Origin of the sequence: Bacillus altitudinis (assembly GCF_001191605.1) — a bacterium.
GTDB lineage: Bacteria > Bacillota > Bacilli > Bacillales > Bacillaceae > Bacillus > Bacillus altitudinis.
This window is the reverse complement of sequence record NZ_CP009108.1, coordinates 1,993,631-2,012,530: the sequence shown is the minus strand read 5'-3', so window position 1 is coordinate 2,012,530 and position 18,900 is coordinate 1,993,631. Positions and strand designations below refer to the sequence as shown.

The following is an 18,900-nucleotide window of genomic DNA, read 5'->3' as shown; positions in this document are numbered from 1 at the left end:
GGATTTCTCCAATAAGTTTCGGTTTCATCTCTTCTTATTATAGTCGATGCAAGGTACACTATAAATCGGATTTATACGAAAGAAGGCGATGTGATGAAACCACAAGCACTGACAATACAAAAGGTTCAAGCCAAAAGTGAAAAATCCCACCCTTCATTATTTGCATTAACTTGGCCTATTTTTATCGAAATCTCTTTATATATGCTGATGGGCAGCGCAGATACACTGATGCTCAGCCAGTATTCTGACAATAGTGTTGCCGCAGTAGGGGTTAGTAATCAGCTATTAAATCTATTGATTGTGATGTTCAGCTTCATTACGACTGGGACGACGATTGTCATTGCGCAGCTTTTAGGAGCGGGCCGCAAGCAGGAAGCGACCCAAGTTGCCTATGTATCACTAGGCACCAACTTCCTCATTAGCTTTGTGATCAGTCTTCTTATGTTTGTGTTAGCCGTGCCCATCCTGCATATGATGGGATTATCAAGCGAGCTAATGCCAGATGCAACCGTCTTTTTACAGATTGTCGGCCTGCTTTCTTTTATACAGGCGCTCATTATGACCTATAGTGCTATTTTAAAAAGCTATGGATTCACGAGAGATACGATGTATGTCACCATCGGTATGAACCTGTTAAACGTTGCTGGTAATTATTTGGTCATCTTCGGACCATTTGGCTTCCCTGTATTAGGTGTCATGGGTGTTGCTCTTTCCACATCATTTGCACGGTTGATCGGTCTAACTGCCATGATCCTCATTGTTCGACACCGAATTGGATTGCAGTTTTCATTCAAGCAAACGTTTTACATCCAGCGAACGCATTTAAAAAAACTGCTAAAAATCGGCATTCCTTCTGCTGGAGAACAGCTTTCTTATAATGGCTCTCAAATGATTATTACGCTGTTTATCACATTTATGGGCACGCAAGCACTGGCAGCAAAAGTCTATACCCAGAATTTGATGATGTTCATTATGTTATTTGGTGCCGCCATTAGCCAAGGAACGCAAATCTTAATTGGGCGCCTGATCGGGGCGAAAGAATTTGATGCGGCCTATCGAAGATGCATGAAAAGCTTATACTGGGCCATTGCCATCTCGCTTCTTTCTTCTACTGCTTTATCTTTATCATCGACGCATTTACTTACTTTTTTCACTAGCAACAGTGAGATCATTCAAATCGCGAGCCTCCTCCTCATATTGACGATTATTTTAGAGCCTGGACGTTCTTTTAATATGGTCATCATCAACTCCTTGCGGGCAGCTGGTGACGCGAAGTTTCCAGTCTATATGGCGATGATTTCAATGTGGGGCATCGGCCTTCCGATCGCTTATTTATTAGGCATTCAACTTGAGATGGGCCTGATCGGGGTTTGGATTTCTTTTATCGTGGATGAATGGGTAAGAGGCATCTTTATGTATAGGCGGTGGCGTTCAAGGGTGTGGACGGAGTATCGGTTTACTTCCACATAAAAAGGACTGCGGGTGCAGTCCTTTCAGATTGTTGACAAAGGGCTAAAATGAACTTTATTTTAGCCCTTTGTCTTCTTTTCAGCGTGATAGAAAACCTTTGCAGCCCTAGGAAGGACGAGCATCGGCGTGGAGCGAATTTAACATTCGTGAGCACCGAAGCGCAGGACTGACACCGAATGCGAGGGTTTGTCTACACGCTGAAAGGGCTAAAACGAACTTTATTTTACCCCTTTGTCTTCTTTTCATTACGTAATATCTTCTAAAATAAGTGCTTTTTCTTGTGTTGAAATATATGACCGCTTCGTAAAGACGCGGTATTCGTTTTCTCTAGTTTTATCTAAAATAGCCTTATAAAAGTGAGCAGCTGCTTTCACCGGTATCCTTGAATAAAGTGGGAATTCATGTAGATGGTCAAAAAATTCCTCATAGTACGCCTCTGCCTCAAACGCAATATATTCCCATACGTGCTGGAAGGCTTGATTGACGATCCCTTCTTGTAATTCTTGCTCTGTATACCCAAATTGATCCATGACTTGTTTTGGCAAATAAATGCGGTTCCTTTCCGCCTTATCCTCACCAATGTCTCGAAGAATATTGGTCAACTGCATGCCAATCCCAAGGGAAATCGCTGCTTCTTTTAGCTGTTCTTTTTTACGCGGTGCAATGATCGGAAGCAGCATTAATCCAACTGTACTTGCGACATGATAGGAATAGATGAGCAGTTCATCTAACGTTTCATACCGGTGCTGCTCTAAATCCATCTCCTGTCCTCGCAGCAGGTCACGGAATGGGGATTCATCCATACGAAACTGTTGAAATGTATACTCCAGCGCCACCCACATTGGATCATCACGATCTACTTCTCCTTGCAAGAAACGTTCAAATGCCTCCTGAAAAGACGCCAGTTCTTCCTTTGGTGAAGGAGACTCATCTACAATGTCATCCGCTCTCCTACAAAAGGAATAAACAGCCCAAACAGCCTGTCTTTTCTTTTTAGGCAGCATGGAAAAGGCACGATAAAACGTTTTTGAATGGGTTTGAATGGTCTCTTCACATATTTTCAATGCTGTTTGCACATCAACCACTTAGCTTCACTTCCTTTCTGTTGTTCAGCTCTTTAAGCAGTACAGAAGCCATGAGCTTTGCACTTTGCATCACGATCGGTACACCGCCGCCGGGATGGATGGAAGCACCTACCGCATATAGATTGTCTACATCTGCAACCTTTACTTGCGGGCGAAACACACCTGATTGAAACAAATTAGGAGCGAGTCCAAAGCTGCCGCCTTCAAACAATCCTTCTCGCATTGAATCATTCGGTGTTCTCACCTTTTGCCAGACAACCGCCTCTCGCAGCTGTGGAAAGCCTCTTTTCTCGAGACGCTCCACCATTTTATCCACAAAGTCTGTCTCTTGTTCCCAGTTGATGTGATCTCCTGATGGAACAGGAATGAGCATATATAGGACACTGCTGCCTTCTGGGGCAAGGGATGGATCGATGGTCGATGGATTAAACGTATAAAATGATGGATCTTGAGGTATCGTTTTCGTTTGGAACACCTCTCTCATATGCTGATCAAAGTGTTCTCCCATGAAAAATTGATGAACAGGTGCTTCATCGTATACTTTGTTTAACCCTAGATACACCATCACGCAGCCGGAGGATGGAACGTATTTACGCCGGTCTTGTTCACCTAAACCAAGCTGTTTTAACGCCGCTGGATAATCTCCGTTCATCACAAATGCATCAGCTGCTATGTGTTCATCATTTATTTTTGCCTTGACCACACGTTTCCCCTCAAACTCAAGTTGTGCGACTTCTTCACTTTTTCTTATGTGTACACCCGTCTTTAAGAGCTGTCTCTCCAATATATCTACTAAACTCGCATATCCGCCTTTTAAATAGTAAATTCCGTGTGCGTGCTCACTATATGAAACAAGCGAATAAATGGCAGATGCTTCATACGGATTTCCTCCGACATAGAGGGTTTGAAGTGCATATGCATCTCGGAGGCGCTCATCCGAAAAATATTTTTTGAGAGAACTTTGAACGGTTCGATATGCTTTTAATTTCATTAAAATCTTCATGTTCGCTTTTGTAAAAAAGGTTCGTTTTTCATGAAATGATTTTTCTAGAAAAGCTTCCTGCCCTTCTTGAAACCGATCCGTCATTTCTTGCATAAATTTTAAATATCCCTGTTCTTCCTTTGGAAATACACGTTTGATTTCTTCTAGTTGTCGCCGTGTATCAGAGTATTTCGTGTAGGAGGTTCCATCTTGATAGTGGATCGTATACAGCGGATCGAGCTGCAAGAGATCAAGAGATGTTTCATCAATGCCTACGTCATGTAAAATGCCTTTTAACATATCAGGAAGTAGGACAATGGTCGGACCTTCATCTACTTTATATCCTTTCTCACGTACAAAAGCAAGTCTCCCGCCGAGCCGTTCATTTTTTTCAACAAGGGTGACATCATGTCCAGCTTTTTTTAAATAGAGAGCTGAGATCATTCCGCCAATACCGCCGCCAGCAATCAATATATGTTTTTTCATGAGGCGCTCCCCTTTTCTTCATGTGGCACTCTTTTATGCGTATGTTTCTCTTTTGACAGAATCGCATTTGTCGTAATACGCGCTGATTCTAAAATGGTTGGCAATCCACTGCCTGGGTGGGTTCCTCCACCAACGAGCCAGCAGTGTTTCAACTCATCAAATTCATTATGCGGCCTGAGTACCATCATCTGCGTCAACTGGTGACCAAGATTAAATGTAGCTCCTTCATACACGTACAGCTCTTCTTCCCAATGCTTCGGCGTGATCATCCGCTCGACTTCAATATGCTGCCTGATATTCTTAAAGCCCGTTTTCCGCTCCAGTGTATCCAGCACAAGCTCTCTAAATTCTTCTTGATGCGCTTCCCAGTCAATACCGCTTTGATTATTGGCAACGGGTGCTAACACATAAAGAGCGGACTTGCCTTTTGGCGCAAGCGAATCATCTGTCACACTTGCATTTTGAATATAAATGGACGGATCATCCGGCAGCTCAAAGGTTTTCGTAATCTCTTTGACGAACTTCGCATAGTCATCGGAAAAAACGATGGTATGATGCGGCTCATCATATATCGTATCTAAACCTAGGTACAGCATAAAGGTGGAGCATGAGAATTTTTTCTTTTTCAGTTTCTTCTCGCTATATTTCTTTAAAAGACCCGGCTCTACAAGCTTTGTCATCACGTGTGCAAAATCACCATTTACGACGACCTCATCTGCCTGTATTTCTTCACCGGTTTCTAAGCGAATGCCCTTCACTTTCCTGCCTTCCGTCAGCAACTTCTCAACTCCAGTTGATAGATGAAGGGTAGCCCCAGATTCAACAGCTGCCTTTGCCATCGCTTCTGACAGCTGATTCACTCCGCCTTTCGGATGATAAACGCCTGTGTCATGCTCCATAAAGGAAAGAATTGAGAACGCTCCTGGGCATTCCCAAGGTGACATCCCTAAATATTTTGATTGGAATGTAAAGGCATATTTCACTGATTCATTTGAGAAATAATCCGACAGCACATCATATAAGCTTTTATTTAATGAGAGCTGAGGAAGTGCTTTGATGACCTTTGGACGCAAATAATGATGGAAACGATCCATTTTACTTTGTAGAATCGGCGTTAGGCGATCCATTTTTCGTTTTGTATCATTCATAAAACGTACATACCCTTCGCCCTCACCAGGTGCAAAGGCTTCTAGTCGTTTGTACATTTCGTCTCGATCTCGAATCATATCAAGCTTCTCATCTTGAAAGATTAACCTATACATTTCTTTTAATTCAATCACATCTATATAATCATAGAGATTTTTACCGGCAAAGGTGAATAGTTCCTCTGCAATATGAATCATACTGAGAAAAGTAGGACCTGTATCAAACGTGAAATCACCAAGTTGAAACTTAGAGTTACGTCCGCCAACAAAGGACTGTTTTTCATATATATGAACATCATGTCCTTTGCTTTGCAACATCATAGCTGCTGCAAGTCCCCCTGGTCCTGCTCCGATCACAATGATTTTCATTATCCTTTTTCCTCCAAATTAATTCACTTTAAGTTAATTATACAAATTGAAGCGGTTAGATCAACTTTTGATGTGCTCTAAAAGTCTCATGTTATGTAGCAAAAAAGCCGACTTCCTTTCAACAAGTGCAAGAAAGCCGACCCTTTGTTATGCTTCTATATCAATTCGATATGTTTCAAACCAATGATGAATCTGTGCCAAATGGGCAATGAGCTGTGGGCCTTTCATTAACTGACCATACCAAGGAACCTGGAAAGAAGCCCCTTCTGTTTCAATCAGCTGTTTTAATTGATGTGGATCTAAAAATTCATGAAGCACAGAATCCTTTTGCGCGAGACAATCTGTTAACATCTCTTTTACCGCCTGAGTATAAGCAGGATGATGTGTTTTCGGATAAGGGCTCTTCTTGCGATAAAGCACTTCATTCGGTAAAATTCCCTCTAATGCTTTTCTCAAAACCCCTTTTTCCCGATTTCCATACATTTTCATTTCCCAAGGAATATTCCATACATACTCAACAAGACGATGATCTGCGAATGGTACACGTACCTCAAGGCTCGCACCCATGCTCATACGATCTTTTCGATCCAGCAGTGTTGTCATAAACCAAATCATATTTAAGTAAAAAAGTTCTCTTCGGGCTTTATCTACTCCAGTTTCCCCATCTAAAAGAGGGGTTTCTGCCACGGTTTCTTCATATTTGCTTTGCGCATATTCCTTCAGTGATAATTTCTTTTGCCATGAGTCTTGAAGAAGCTGAATGCGTGCTTCCGTTGATCTCATCCACGGAAATCCATTGGTTTCGCTTGCCATGTGAAACCATGGGTAACCTCCAAAAATTTCATCTGCACATTCACCTGATAAACCGACAACAAAATCCTTTTTAATTTCTCGGCAGAACCATAGCAAAGAAGAATCAATATCTGCCATCCCCGGCAAATCTCGCACTTCAACCGCTTCTTTTAAATAAGAAGCCAGCTCTTTTTGCCCGATGATACAGCTGTGATGATTCGTTTGAAACGCTTTGGTCATTCGATCAATCCACGGCCCGTCAGCATTGGGCTGAAATTGACTTGCTTCAAAGAATTGATCATTTCCGTCGTAATCAACAGAATACGTATGCAGCGGGGCTTTCCCTATTTTCTCAAAGTGCTTGGCGGCAATGGCCGTAATGGCACTAGAATCCACACCGCCCGATAAAAACGTACATACAGGCACATCAGAGACGAGCTGTCTTGTAACAGCATCCGTAAAGAGTTCCTTCACGTGCTGAGCGGTGTCATCAAGCGAATCTGTATGCTGCTTGCTTTTGACATTCCAGTACCTCCACACACGCAAACCATCTTTTGAGAAGGTTAAAGCATGAGCAGGTCTCAGCTCTTTCACCCCTTTAAATACGCCTTGCCCTGGTGTTCTAGACGGCCCTAAACCAAAGATTTCTGATAACCCTTCATGATCCACTTTGGCTTTCATTTCAGGATGAGCCAGAAGTGCTTTGATTTCTGAGCCAAACAAAAAGGAATGATGACGTTCTGTATAGAAAAATGGCTTAACACCGAGCCGGTCTCTCGCTGCAAATAATAATTCACGTTCACTATCCCAAATGACAAATGCAAAAATTCCATTAAAATGGGTCACACACTCTTCCTTCCATTCTGTATAGGCGTGAAGAAGAACCTCTGTATCAGAATGCCCAAGAAAGCGGTGCCCCCTTTTGAATAATTCTTTTCGTATATCCTCTGTGTTATAGAGTTCTCCATTGTATACCACCGTATAATCATGGTGTTGATGGGTATATGTCATCGGCTGCTTTCCGCCTTCAACATCGACAACGGCTAACCGTTTATGGCCGAAAAGAACGTGCTCACTTTTCCACGTATTTGTATCATCCGGCCCTCGTTTAGATAATGTATCTGTCATTTGATTGATTACATGATCCTGTTGGATGAGCTGCTTTTTAAAGTCTGCCCAGCCTGTTATTCCACACATCATCATCAGCTCCCATCCGTTTTTCATCAAGTGTTCTCATTTAGCCTTTCTTAGTTTATGCATCGTCTCCTTGATAGTTGATTTGTCCTTTTTTCCTCCTGTGTATAGGACAAGCTTCATTTGGTAAGAAAAGAAAGAGGAAAGGAGGTTTTGCGAATGGAGAACCGCATGACCTATCTTCAGCAAAACCACCCAAAATGGTGTAACGGGTACTTACTGATGGAAAACGGTCATTGTCTGATTGAAGACGAAGAAGGAGACATCATGATGCCTGAAAGCCTTCAAAGTTCTATGATCTGTTTGAAAGAAAAGGATCGATGGACAAAAGGAGAATTGCTCGGGTCTGTCGTTCTTTGTGATAATGGGAAGTTGATGGAGGTAAAAGGCGGTGAACGCATTCAATATACAGCGTCTCTTTCTAAAGGGTGGCTTGATTTGCTTATGTTCGTACCGGAAAGCGTCTTTTATCAGATCATTGACTATGTAGAACAGCTTGGCTTTTCCGTCTATGATTGTGTCTTCTCTTCCTTCCATCCTTCTCATCGCGTGTCTTTTTTTCAGTTTTCAGGAGACATGCAATCACTTGCCCTTCAATGCCACCATCATTCGGACGCAAATCAAGTTCAATTGGAATGGACGACGTCTGACGGTCACCGGCTGATGTCTCAGTTTGATCTCACATAAAAAGGGCACTGCTTTTGATAAGCAATGCCCTTTTTATCTTAAAAGATATGGAAACCGATCGGCAGACGTAAGCCGAGAAGAATGGTCACAATAGCAACCACGATAAAACCAATGAATACACCCGTCACCGATTTTCCTTTTTTCTTGCGTACCAGGACCATTTCCATGAAACCAATCACAAGAATACCAAGTATCATTTTTCCAACATACTCGCCCCCGTAACCCGGGATTTTCATTCCTGTGCGAACATACAGCTCTACACCCGTTGCAATAATAATCAAGTAAAATAGGCGTACGATCATATGCACAATTTTAGCGCCTTTATCGTTTTTACCTGCTAATGCAAAGGCAACGAAAAATAGAATAATACCTAGCACCCACGCTGTAATATGTAAATGTGTTCCCATTTGTGATTTCCCCCTTTATCAGAACAATTACCTTCTCATCGTACCACGAAATAAGTCGAACACAAAGCGACAATCCTGTGTCAACACGCCTTTATTTGACGCGATTTGATAACGTCCCAATTGGTTCAATTGTTACTTCAACCTGATCGCCTGAGGCTAAAAATTTTGGCGGTTCAAAACCTTTGCCGACTCCAGAAGGTGTACCTGTTGCAATGATGTCTCCCGCTTCCAGCGTCATCCCTTTTGAAAGAGTTGACACAATGTCTTCAATTGGGAAGATCATTAATTCCGTACTCGCAGACTGACGAACCTCTCCGTTTACCTTTGTTTCCACATGGAGTGCTCCATGATCCTCGATCACTGACTTGTGAACGATATAAGGTCCCATTGGACAAGTTGTATCTAAGCTTTTTCCGATGAAAAATTGTTTGTGTTTTTTCTGCAAATCTCTTGCCGTTATATCATTTAAAATGGTGTAACCGAAAATGTAATCTTGGACCTCTTCAGGAGCAATATTCTTTCCTGTTTTGCCAATGACAATGGCAAGCTCCCCTTCGTAATCCAATTCACTTGTCACATCTTCATGGAGAAGAATGTCCGCTTCATGCCCTACAACAGAGGTAGGCGCCTTTGTAAAGATCATCACGTCTTTAGGAATATCTGCCGCACTTCCCATTTCCATGACGTGATCTTGATAGTTTTTCCCAACACACATGATGTTTTTCGTTGGTTTTGGAATCGGTGCATGGAGTGTCACGTCCGAAAGCGGATAGACATAAGAGCCGCGGTCTTCTTCTTTTTTCTCCGCCCAATCAAGAAGCTGTTTGACGTGTTCGACAAACTTGTCCCCCATGTTGATGCATTCAGATAAAGAGTTTGGCAATGTTTCTAGCTCAAATAGTTTTGCTTCTGCCTTTTTGACGTCCATCACCCATTCATCATCAATGACGACCCCGATAAACAATCTGTTATGTATCTCACCTGTAAAAAACTTCATGTCTTCCCCTCACAATCTTCATTTCAATACATTATGATGTCTCATTTTTATTTCTCTACGAAATAAAAAAAACCCTTTTTTATCATACTCTCTTTTAAAAAGGGTTTCAAAAATGAAGACCTGACATTTAGCGGTAGCGTCGATACTCCCACATATTCCCTTGATCCCATTTACGATCAACATTTCCTTGATGGCGGGAATGATGTTTTTTCTTCCCGCATCTTCGGCAAGAGTGACTCCGTTTATGGTGATGAGAACGTTTAGATCGATGGCTGCGGTGTGATTTGCGGCAGCTTTTCTTATGATGTGATCTGTGTTTGCTGCGGCATGATTTTTTTGGTTCACTCTTTTTGCTGCGGCAAGACTTTTTGCTTTTATACGACTTTTTACTTTTGCATGGTTTCTCGCTCTTTACACTTTTCTTTGAGCAGCGACTTTTTTTAGAGCGATAGCTTTTCTTAGAACGATAGCTTTTATGGCTTTTTTTGCTGCGATGTGACTTACGGCAGCCTCCCCCACCAAAGAACCAGTGACGGCGATTTGAATGACGAGAACGAGATGATTTGTGCGAATGTCCCGATTCAGGTTCACGATCTAAGTGATGATCACGCCCCTCACTTCGAAGTGAATCAACTGCATGTTCAATATGCGAATGATCAAATGTGCTCACGAACAATTCCCCTCCCAATCTGTGCTGACAAAACAAACAGACAAAGCTGTTTATCTTCTCTGCTTTATGTTACGAGACTCGATAGACAAGTGTTCTTGGCGAATGCCTCTTTCTTATAAAACTCCATGAATACCTATCAGCAGGTACAGGACATTCCTTCATTTTCATATAGTGGAGGAGATATAGGAGGGTGATGAACGCATGGACACAGAACCTTTAAAACAACTGGATATCTGGATTCATCCAAAAGATCTCATGGAATTAAAAAAGGACGTATGGAACGATGAACCCGTTGAGGCCATTCTGAAAACCGGCCAAACCAAGTCACATATTTATGCCTCATACCGAGGATCACACATTCGAAAGCTCAAGAAAAAATCCTATCAAATTGAATATCGAAAACCAAAGCAAAGACAAGGCGAATCCGTTTTTCACTTAAATGCAGAGTACAATGATCCTTCTTTCATTCGCAACAGGCTGTCTTTTTATTTCTTTGAACAAATGGGTGTCTTCAGCCCGTCCGCTTCTCATGTGTTTCTGACCATTAATGGAAGAAAAGAAGGCATTTATTTAAAAATAGAATCTGTAGATGAGCTGTTCCTCCAAAAACGACAGCTGCATGGAGGCGGCATTTATTATGCTGTAGATGATGACGCCAACTTCTCTCTTTTAAGTTCATTTGATAAAAAGCCAAAAAAACATCTTCTTCTCGGTTATGAGAAAAAAACGGGAACTCCTGAACACGACAAGCAGCTGAGTGAATTTATTTACTTTTTGAACACCGCAAGGGACGACACGTTTGCAAATAAGATTGAGCAGTACCTTGATGTGACACAATATTTTCGCTGGCTCATTGGTGTCGTGTGTACCCAAAATTTTGATGGCTTTGTTCATAACTATGCGCTTTATGTGAATGATCAAGGAAGGTTTCAAGTAATGCCTTGGGATTATGATGCGACTTGGGGTCGTGATATTCACGGAGAAGAAATGGCGTTTGATTATATTCCAGTCAGCGGTTTCAATACATTAACCGCTAGATTACTAGACATCCCTGCATTTAAAAGAGACTATTATGCCCTTTTCCAGCACGTACTAGATACACATTTTTTAGAAAACCGGCTTCTCCCCATCATTGAGACATGGCATGCTTCGATTGAGCAGCGAATTGGAGATGATCCATATACGAAAAACCGACAAGACATGCTGCGTTCAGAGCGAGAATTAATCCGACAGTATATCAACAAAAGACGACGTTATTTACAAACTGAGATTAAAAAAGAGACATCGCGCCTGTAAAGACACTTTCGAATTTTGTCACTTTAGTTCTCATATTGACGAAAGAGCTTTTTTTATAGAAAAATAGGGTATACTAACCATATCCTTCTATTTGATAAAAAATGTGAGAGTTGGCGTCCGTTATGATCAATTATGAAATTGAACAAAAAAGATTACATTTAATTGAGACCGCAAAAAAATTCGGAATGAATGCCGAAGAAACCATCAGGTGCAGTCAAGAGCTTGACACACTCTTAAATAAAGGCATCAAAACCACCTCTAAAGAATGCTCGAATAAAGGGTAAACCATACACTTCATTCCTCTCATCAAAGTTCTTCAAAAAGACAATCACATATTAAAAGACCCATCATAAGCTATGGTGAAACGCCCAAAAACGAAGTGCCCTATTTTTCTAAAGGATGTGCACCGCTATGCCGGCTATTGTTGGAGCCTTTAAAGTAAATGCCGTCGGAACGAGCGGAGTCGTTCATGTTGGAGACTGCATCACCATTTCTCCAAATAGTCAGGTTAAAACGTTTGCCGGCGCAGGCAGTTTTAACACTGGTGATCAATTACGCATTAGCAACTATAAAAGTGTGACAAATACGTATGATAGTGATGTCATTGATCAACCGCTTGTTGGTAACTTGTAAGGAGTGAGAATCCGTTGAACTTCTATATTAATCAAGCGATACAAATTAATTACTTACGTGTGGAGTCTGTGAGTAACTCATCCGTTCTGCAAATCGGAAGTGCTGGATCAATCAAGGCACTCTCCAATCTGTATAACACTGGAAGCTACGTAGAGTCAGCACCTGCCGCAGCAGGCACACAAGGAATTCAAGAATCTCAAGGCGCAAGCACAGCACCTTTTGTACCGCTTCAGTCACCAACAACATAAGTTCATCTGCAATCCCCGGAGGTGTATGCATATGTATGACTATCAAAACAGCGCTTCACAAATGTATGGCATCATTCAAAAGCAAACACAGCAAATCATGATGCTTGAAAAAAGGCTTAACGAGCTTCAGCAGGAAATGCAAATGATCAAAGATAAACCGACAACAACGATTGAACGGATTGATTATCAATTTGATCAACTGAAAATCGAGCGGCTGGAAGGCACATTAAATATCGGCCTCAATCCATCTGATCCAAATAGTGTTCAAAATTTTGAAGTGGGCCAAACAACAACCCCGGGAATTGGAATGATGCAGCAAGAAATGGCTGATCAATTTTTCAATCAAACACGCCAGCTTGTCGATGCATTCTTAAATGAAGAAGCACCGCAGCTTCTTGAAGAACTAGAGCAGCGATACGAAGGCTCGCTTGATGAAAGCAACAAACACCATATCATTGAGGACATTCGAAAACAAATAGACAGCAGAATCAAATATTATGCGGGGCAGCTGCCACAAAGGGAAGATATGACCCCGCTTCAACGTTCCGAGCAAATTGCTGAATACGTGAAACATGATGTCAAACGGGCAATCGAACACTTTTTAGCCCATATTCCAAATGAAACGAAAGGAGAGGAAAACGGATGAATTTCACAGTCGTCAACCGCAACATCGAAACCGGAAGCATTAAAGTAGTTGGGGTATCGTCCTCTTCCCTATTTATTATCGGGGACACGGATCACGTACAACTGTCATCGATTTTCGATACACCGCCAGAATCATTAATTATTGGACCGTTTGTTCCTCTAGCCCCTCGATAATGATCAAGCGCACATCTCAAGTGAAGTTCTCGAAGGTGAATTCTGTCGGGATATCAAGTGTTGTTCAAATTGGTGATACACAAGAGCTATGTCCGAACGTGAAGGTGTTAGCTGTTCAGCGAACCATTAGTTTGTTTTATGGAAATGAAGCTGAAAACCTAGATGCAAAAGAATTTGAAGTGTATTATGAGCCGATCCCATTGATGCTGCCAGAACGAGCGGTTAGAACGGCCTTTTATCATGAAAAGCCTCTCATTAAAGTGTCGTCCATTCATGTAGAAGGGGTCTCTTCCTCCTCTATCTATCAAATTGGCTCTACGTGCGGAATAAATGCCGTTGCGCGAGTGAAGCATATTCGAGAGTTATTTAGCAACAATGACGAACAGCCGCCAAACTCACAATTGGACCTACCTGCGCATATGATGGTGATATGACTTCGAATAAAGGATGTCGATTATGCCAGCAATTGTCGGACCCATTTACATTAACTCGATTTCTGGGGGCGTCGTAAACGTCGGTGACTCATTTTATCTTTCGCCTAAAAGTTCTTCAAAATCTGCTTTAGGCTCTGGAGCGGGGAATACCGGAGATTTCTTGATTTTAAATAATGGCATTAGCGCCACCAACTATGTGGATCCTGACTTAAATGATCAGAATATGGTAGGCAATGCATAAAGCGGCTCCTCTTCACTCATTTCATTTAGAGGAGCGCTTTTTTATGTTTATTTCTTTCTGCGTTGTCTTGATTTCTTTGTTTTGACCAGCTTGCTTGCCGGCTGCTTTCGAATCCATTTGATGTACGGAACAAGCTTTTCATCTTGTCTTAGTGCATCCAGCGTATTCAAACGTGCGGCAAGCTCCTGGTTTGTATAAAGAGCATGTACCTGTTTATGGCAAGGGATACACAGGAAGGCAGTCGGTAGAAAGGCCCCTCCCTCTTCTCTTGGCGTCAAGTGATGTTCCGTAAGGACGACCTCTTGTCTTCCGCACAGCTCACATAATCCAATCGTTTGCTTTGCCATCCTGAGATCACCTCACTTTACATTAATTCCATCGAGACTGTTGTTCCTTTCCCGCTTGGATCTGCTGGGTGGACAATCAGTTTCTTTGGCAGTCTCATCTTTAATTCTTCCACATGGCTAATCACACCAACGGCCAAATTTTGAGACTGTAGCTTCTCTAATGCTGTAATCACCGTATCTAACAAGTCTTGATCGAGCGTACCAAATCCTTCATCTAAGAAGAAGAATTGCAGCGGGAACTCACCTCTCAGCTGAATTTGTGCAGACAGAGCAAGGGCAAGTGCTAAAGACGTCAGGAAAGTTTCTCCCCCAGACAAGCTGGATACCGGACGTCTGACACCTCCATTGGCATCATCCCGCATCACAAAACCGCCCTCTGAATCGACTTCAATGGCATACCTTTGTCTTGTCAAAATCCCAAGACGATGAGAAGCATCACGGCTGACACTTTCTAGCTGTTCTTCTGCTAGGAACTCAACAAATGTATTCCCTTTAAACACAGTTTGAAGCTTATCCAGCCGGTCAATTTCTTGCTGCAGTTCTTCAAGGCGTTCATGAATGCTTGCAAAGCGCTGATGGTTTGCTTCAATCACTCGCAGATGCTCTTGTGCAGATCCACTCAGCGCTGTCGCTTCTTCAAGCGCTTTTTCCGCCGCTTCTTTTTTTAGTTGAATGTCTGTCCACTCGTCTTCATCCAGCGACTCACCTTTTAACAGTTCAGAAATTCGCTTTAAGTTTGCTGCACATTGCTTTCTTTTATCCTCAAATTCATCAATTTCCTGTTTGACTGTAAGACGTACAGATCGATCCATTAAAGCAGGTTCAATCTCCTGCGGCTGATCAAAAGGAGTAGATCCTGTTTCTTTTTGCCATGCTTCCTCAGCTTCTTGTTTTCGCCGCTTAGCCTCTTGGAGCTGACGTTCACTGCTTGAGAAATGGCTTTGCGCCTCACTAAATAATTGCTGTGCATGCTTGAATTGCTCGTACGATTGCTGTTCTTTTTCATTTAGATGAGCAAGAGATTGTTGAACTTCGTTCAGTTCATCAGAAAGAGAAGCGGCTTTTAAAGGATATCGCTGTAAATCTGTTTCATATTGATCGATCAGGTGTTGCTGGCTTCCGAGCTGATGCGCCAACTTATCGAGTTCCTTCTCTAGATCGTATATGGCTGTTTGCAGATGCTCTTTTGCCTGCTGTTTTTCCTCTAGAAAAGAAATACTCTTCTCAATACGCTCTTGATAACCTTCCGCTTGTTGATCCTTTTCATCAATTTGTTGCTGCATTTCCTGCACTTGGTTGATTGCCAGGTGAGGAAAGGTCTGTTCAAATTGCGTCAGTTGTTCGGAAAGCTCAGATCGAAGCTCCTTGATCAGCATGTCTAGTTCTTGTATGCGCTGCTGCTCAAATGTCAGTTGATCTTTGACTTTGCTCATTTCTGCCGCTTGATCATAAGTAACGTCCATTAAACGAGCTCGTTTGCTTTCGATTGCTTGAATATCTTGTTTTACGCCTTTCCATTCTTGAATCAGCTGTTGCAAAGACTGCGGATTCTGTACTACTTCTACTGCTGCAGCTACTTCAGAATCGGGGGCTTTTTGAGATAAAAAGGAGAACTGTTTAACTAATTGATTGGCATGCGTTTCAAGCAGCTGCTTTGCAGCAAACATGTCTCTAGCATATTCCTCTGCCAGCTTGAGCTCTTTATCCATTTTTACAATCCATTCATCAATTTGGGCAACCGTTTCTTCATGGACATTGTCTATCACAGCCTTTGGATCATGATGAATCGATCCACAAACAGGACATGGTTCACCGTCTACCAGCTCTGCCGCTAATTCTTTTCTTAATTCTGCCGATCTGACAACATCACGCTGTTTTAATTTTTCTTGTTTTTTGTCCTGCTCTTTATGACTCCATTCTGTAAGACCTCGTTCAAATTCACATACATAAAAATACAATTGTTCTATCGCTTGAAACGATTGATTTATTTTTTCATGATGATCTTTTTGCTGTTTTTGAAGCTTTTCATATGATTGTGTCGCCTGTGCTGAACGCTGTCTTAGCTCCTCAATCTTTTGTTCTTCCTTTTGAATACTCACATTCATTCTTTGAACATTTTCACTGAAACGAAGTGCGTCTTGTACAAGTTTCCGCTCTTTGACAGAGACTTGTAATTGTTCCAGCTCATGCTTCAACTGTGTTTGTTTCGCAAGCGCACGCTCTAATAAAGATTGCAGGTTTTCGGCTTCCGCTTTTTTTTGAGTCAATTGCTGCGCTTTTTCATGGTTTTGCTGCTCTAGTACGGTCTTTTCCTGAAGAGCTGTTTCTTTTTTTCGTTCAATTTCTTTTAATTGAATCAGCTGCTCTTTCTTTTGAAGAAGCTCTGGCTCATTTTCCATTTTCTTTTGCCGTGTTTGCTCATACTCCTGCGTCATTTGATCATAGATCGTTCGTTGATGAAGTAAATGTTTTTCTGCTTCCTGCTTCTCTTTTGATGCTTGAGAGAGCTGCTTTTCAGCCTTTGTTAATGCATCCGCATAAGGCTTTAATGTCTCTGCCTGCTCTGCAATGCGAAGTTGATTCTTTTTCTCTTCCATCGTGGATGCCAGTAGATTGAGTTTGTTTTGTTCCTTCTCGTACGCTTCTTGTTCCTTTTGATACTGCCAGATGGCTTGCGCTTTTGTAAAAGTAGTGAACGCTTCGTCCCGCGTTTGTTTTTTCTCAAGAAAAATAGCTTGCGCCTGCGCAGCTGCTTCTTTAGCTTTCGCTAATGCCTCTGGACCAGCTTCTCCTAATCCAGTCAGTTCAGCCAGCAGTTCGTTTTTCTGACCATAGTGATTTTGAGCCTTTGCGCGTAAACGTTTGACGAGCTGATCACCATATTTCTCCAAATTAAACAAACGCTGCAGCATTTGGCGTCTGTCGGCTCCTTTCAATGAAAGGAATTCCGCAAACTTTCCTTGGGGTAAAACAACCGCTCTCGTAAAATCGTCAATGGTTAAACCAAGTAATTCTTCTATTTTACGATTGACCTCACTTGCTTTATCTGCAAGAACTGTCTGCGTATCACCAATTTCAATCAATCGGCATAACGTCGTTCTAACCTTCATTTCATCTGCCCGTTTAAAGGCACGTTCCACTTTATAAGAAATATGGTGTTCCCTTTGCAAAGCGAACGTAAAGGAGACAGACAGCTTTTCTTCAGCTTGGTTCAAAATACCATGCGTATTATTGAGTGCACGTTCGACCTTGCCATAGAGTGCTAGTGTCATGGCATCTAATATAGACGATTTTCCGCTTCCAGTCGGTCCAAAAATACCAAACACACCTGCATCACATAAGGAGCTAAAGTCAATGGTTTGCTCTTCTCTGAAGCTATGAAGTCCTTTAATGGTTAGCGTGATCGGCTTCAATTCGCTTCCTCCTCTTGCATGTCATTGGCAAGCTCTAAAAATAGCTTGACGGTTTTTTCATCAGGTAGACCTCCACCTGTCTGACGCTCATAAAATTTCACGAACCGCTCTTCAATCGAGAGCTTTTCCACTTGTTTTTGTTCTTCTTTTTGCTGTAACTCTTTAAACTTTGGTCTAATATGGACAAATCCACTATGCTGTTTTCTAAGCTGATGAATTTGTTCGATCGACAGCTGATCTGTTAAGTGAATCTCTAAATCAATCCAGGCTTGAAGATCCCGCTTTTCATCCAGCCAACTGTGTACTTGGCTCAGTCCTTCAGTCGCCTTCCACTTCATAAGTGGTTTACCGCTTGATAAAAACACTTCTTTCCAGCTTGCTGTTTCATTCGGTTTTGCATCTACAATGGTGACTGATTTGGCGTAGCCTGCTTCAGAAAAGCTGTATGCAAGTGGAGAGCCAGAATAGCGGGCAATCGTTTTGGCACGTTTAATGGTTTGGGGGCGATGCAAATGCCCCAGTGCGACATAACAAGCCGCCTCAGGCAGACTTTCGGCCGCAACGGTATATGCGCCTCCCACTTCAATCGGCCTTTCCGAATCCGTTTGACTGCCACCTGCCACATAAATATGACTTGTTGCGATATTGACCGTATCCGCCTGAAATTGGTTGCTTAAATGTTGAAACATTTGTTGTATTTTTAAATTGTACTGATCACGGAGCAGTTTCTCTTCAAATGTTTCAGCCAGCACCTCGTTTAGCCTTGCTTCGGATGGGTAAGCGAGTGCGGCAATAGATAGACGTTCACTTGCAGAAGGAACATCGACATGAATTAAATCATTTGTCGGATATCCAATTAAATGAATCCCCTGCTCATTCGTTAAAGGAGATGCGGCTGATAAACGGTCTGGGTTATCATGGTTGCCAGAGATCACAACCACCTGACGCTTTCCTTTATCAGATAATGCAGACAGACTTTCATAAAAAAGCTGTTCTGCGCGAGCAGGAGGGTTCACTGTATCAAAGGCATCGCCTGCCATCACAATGACATCAATGTGTTCATCCTTGACGATTTGATTTAATTCATCTAAAAACTCCGCTTGCTCTTCAAGCCTGCTTCGGCCTTCAAGGGTTTTCCCTAGATGCCAATCCGCTGTATGCAGAATCCTCATGTGATTCACCTCT

20 protein-coding genes and 1 pseudogene are annotated in these 18,900 nt (G+C 42.2%); 10 read left to right on the top strand and 11 right to left on the bottom strand.

What is annotated here, in order from left to right; translation table 11 throughout:
• Positions 1-93: 93 nt before the first annotated feature.
• Positions 94-1,470, top strand: a complete 1,377-nt coding sequence (locus ID12_RS10095; RefSeq protein ID WP_050827128.1) for an MATE family efflux transporter — start codon at positions 94-96, stop codon at positions 1,468-1,470.
• A 245-nt stretch (positions 1,471-1,715) separates the two neighbouring features.
• On the opposite strand, the gene ID12_RS10090 is transcribed toward ID12_RS10095, so the two are convergent.
• The 4 genes from ID12_RS10090 to asnB form a co-directional block, all read right to left on the bottom strand.
• Positions 1,716-2,555, bottom strand: coding sequence for a phytoene/squalene synthase family protein (locus ID12_RS10090; RefSeq protein ID WP_024720032.1), 840 nt, complete (start codon positions 2,553-2,555; stop codon positions 1,716-1,718).
• Positions 2,548-4,023, bottom strand: coding sequence for a phytoene desaturase family protein (locus ID12_RS10085; protein ID WP_050827127.1), 1,476 nt, complete (start codon positions 4,021-4,023; stop codon positions 2,548-2,550). Before ID12_RS10085 ends, ID12_RS10090 begins: the two co-directional genes overlap by 8 nt.
• On the bottom strand, positions 4,020-5,537 hold the full coding sequence (locus ID12_RS10080) for a phytoene desaturase family protein (RefSeq protein ID WP_008348593.1): 1,518 nt from the start codon (positions 5,535-5,537) through the stop codon (positions 4,020-4,022). Before ID12_RS10080 ends, ID12_RS10085 begins: the two co-directional genes overlap by 4 nt.
• Positions 5,538-5,684: 147 nt before the next feature.
• A complete protein-coding gene (asnB, locus tag ID12_RS10075; protein WP_024720029.1) occupies positions 5,685-7,526 on the bottom strand; it encodes an asparagine synthase (glutamine-hydrolyzing) in 1,842 nt (613 codons plus the stop codon).
• A 156-nt stretch (positions 7,527-7,682) separates the two neighbouring features.
• Between asnB and ID12_RS10070 the strand changes: the two genes are divergently transcribed.
• Positions 7,683-8,210, top strand: coding sequence for a DUF2777 family protein (locus tag ID12_RS10070; protein ID WP_046526631.1), 528 nt, complete (start codon positions 7,683-7,685; stop codon positions 8,208-8,210).
• Positions 8,211-8,248: 38 nt separating this feature from the next.
• Here ID12_RS10070 and ID12_RS10065 read toward each other — a convergent pair whose 3' ends face one another.
• The 4 genes and pseudogenes from ID12_RS10065 to ID12_RS19695 form a co-directional block, all read right to left on the bottom strand.
• Positions 8,249-8,617 carry a YisL family protein gene (locus tag ID12_RS10065; RefSeq protein WP_007499115.1) on the bottom strand — a complete coding sequence of 123 codons (369 nt, stop codon included), beginning with the start codon at positions 8,615-8,617 and terminating at the stop codon, positions 8,249-8,251.
• Positions 8,618-8,708: 91 nt separating this feature from the next.
• Entirely contained in the window at positions 8,709-9,614 is a 906-nt protein-coding gene (locus tag ID12_RS10060) for a fumarylacetoacetate hydrolase family protein (RefSeq protein WP_035700212.1), read from the bottom strand.
• 18 nt (positions 9,615-9,632) lie between these two features.
• Positions 9,633-9,917 carry a hypothetical protein gene (locus tag ID12_RS10055; protein ID WP_411229932.1) on the bottom strand — a complete coding sequence of 95 codons (285 nt, stop codon included), beginning with the start codon at positions 9,915-9,917 and terminating at the stop codon, positions 9,633-9,635.
• Positions 9,805-10,284 (bottom strand): annotated as a pseudogene (locus tag ID12_RS19695) (CotG/ExsB N-terminal domain-containing protein); the annotation flags it as partial. The gene ID12_RS10055 and the pseudogene ID12_RS19695, both read right to left, overlap by 113 nt.
• A gap of 201 nt (positions 10,285-10,485) precedes the next feature.
• On the opposite strand from ID12_RS19695, the gene ID12_RS10045 reads away from it, so the two are divergent.
• The 8 genes from ID12_RS10045 (at position 10,486) to ID12_RS10010 (ending at position 13,955) form a co-directional block, all read left to right on the top strand.
• The gene (locus ID12_RS10045) at positions 10,486-11,580 is read left to right on the top strand and encodes a CotH kinase family protein (RefSeq protein WP_050827125.1); all 1,095 of its coding nucleotides are present in this window, start codon (positions 10,486-10,488) and stop codon (positions 11,578-11,580) included.
• A gap of 122 nt (positions 11,581-11,702) precedes the next feature.
• A complete protein-coding gene (locus ID12_RS10040; protein ID WP_008348605.1) occupies positions 11,703-11,864 on the top strand; it encodes an aspartyl-phosphate phosphatase Spo0E family protein in 162 nt (53 codons plus the stop codon).
• Positions 11,865-11,991: 127 nt separating this feature from the next.
• Positions 11,992-12,213, top strand: coding sequence for a spore germination protein (locus ID12_RS10035; protein ID WP_003211745.1), 222 nt, complete (start codon positions 11,992-11,994; stop codon positions 12,211-12,213).
• A gap of 14 nt (positions 12,214-12,227) precedes the next feature.
• Entirely contained in the window at positions 12,228-12,461 is a 234-nt protein-coding gene (locus tag ID12_RS10030; RefSeq protein WP_017366980.1) for a spore germination protein GerPB, read from the top strand.
• 31 nt (positions 12,462-12,492) lie between these two features.
• The gene (locus ID12_RS10025; protein WP_008348607.1) at positions 12,493-13,107 is read left to right on the top strand and encodes a spore germination protein GerPC; all 615 of its coding nucleotides are present in this window, start codon (positions 12,493-12,495) and stop codon (positions 13,105-13,107) included.
• Entirely contained in the window at positions 13,104-13,280 is a 177-nt protein-coding gene (locus ID12_RS10020; RefSeq protein ID WP_003210893.1) for a germination protein GerPD, read from the top strand. The genes ID12_RS10025 and ID12_RS10020 overlap by 4 nt, the downstream gene beginning before the upstream one ends.
• On the top strand, positions 13,280-13,714 hold the full coding sequence (locus ID12_RS10015) for a spore germination protein GerPE (RefSeq protein ID WP_025207112.1): 435 nt from the start codon (positions 13,280-13,282) through the stop codon (positions 13,712-13,714). The genes ID12_RS10020 and ID12_RS10015 overlap by 1 nt, the downstream gene beginning before the upstream one ends.
• 22 nt (positions 13,715-13,736) lie before the next feature.
• Positions 13,737-13,955, top strand: a complete 219-nt coding sequence (locus ID12_RS10010; RefSeq protein ID WP_003211468.1) for a spore germination protein — start codon at positions 13,737-13,739, stop codon at positions 13,953-13,955.
• Positions 13,956-14,002: 47 nt separating this feature from the next.
• Here the strand turns inward: ID12_RS10010 and ID12_RS10005 are convergent, their stop codons facing one another.
• From ID12_RS10005 to sbcD, 3 genes are read right to left on the bottom strand one after another with little or no spacing between them, the layout of a single operon-like run.
• Positions 14,003-14,302, bottom strand: coding sequence for a hypothetical protein (locus ID12_RS10005; RefSeq protein ID WP_017360217.1), 300 nt, complete (start codon positions 14,300-14,302; stop codon positions 14,003-14,005).
• Positions 14,303-14,319: 17 nt separating this feature from the next.
• A complete protein-coding gene (gene sbcC, locus ID12_RS10000) occupies positions 14,320-17,715 on the bottom strand; it encodes an exonuclease subunit SbcC (RefSeq protein WP_050827124.1) in 3,396 nt (1,131 codons plus the stop codon).
• Positions 17,712-18,887: an exonuclease subunit SbcD gene (sbcD, locus tag ID12_RS09995; protein WP_007499123.1), complete on the bottom strand. Its 1,176-nt coding sequence runs from the start codon at positions 18,885-18,887 to the stop codon at positions 17,712-17,714. The genes sbcC and sbcD overlap by 4 nt, the downstream gene beginning before the upstream one ends.
• Positions 18,888-18,900: the final 13 nt, after the last annotated feature.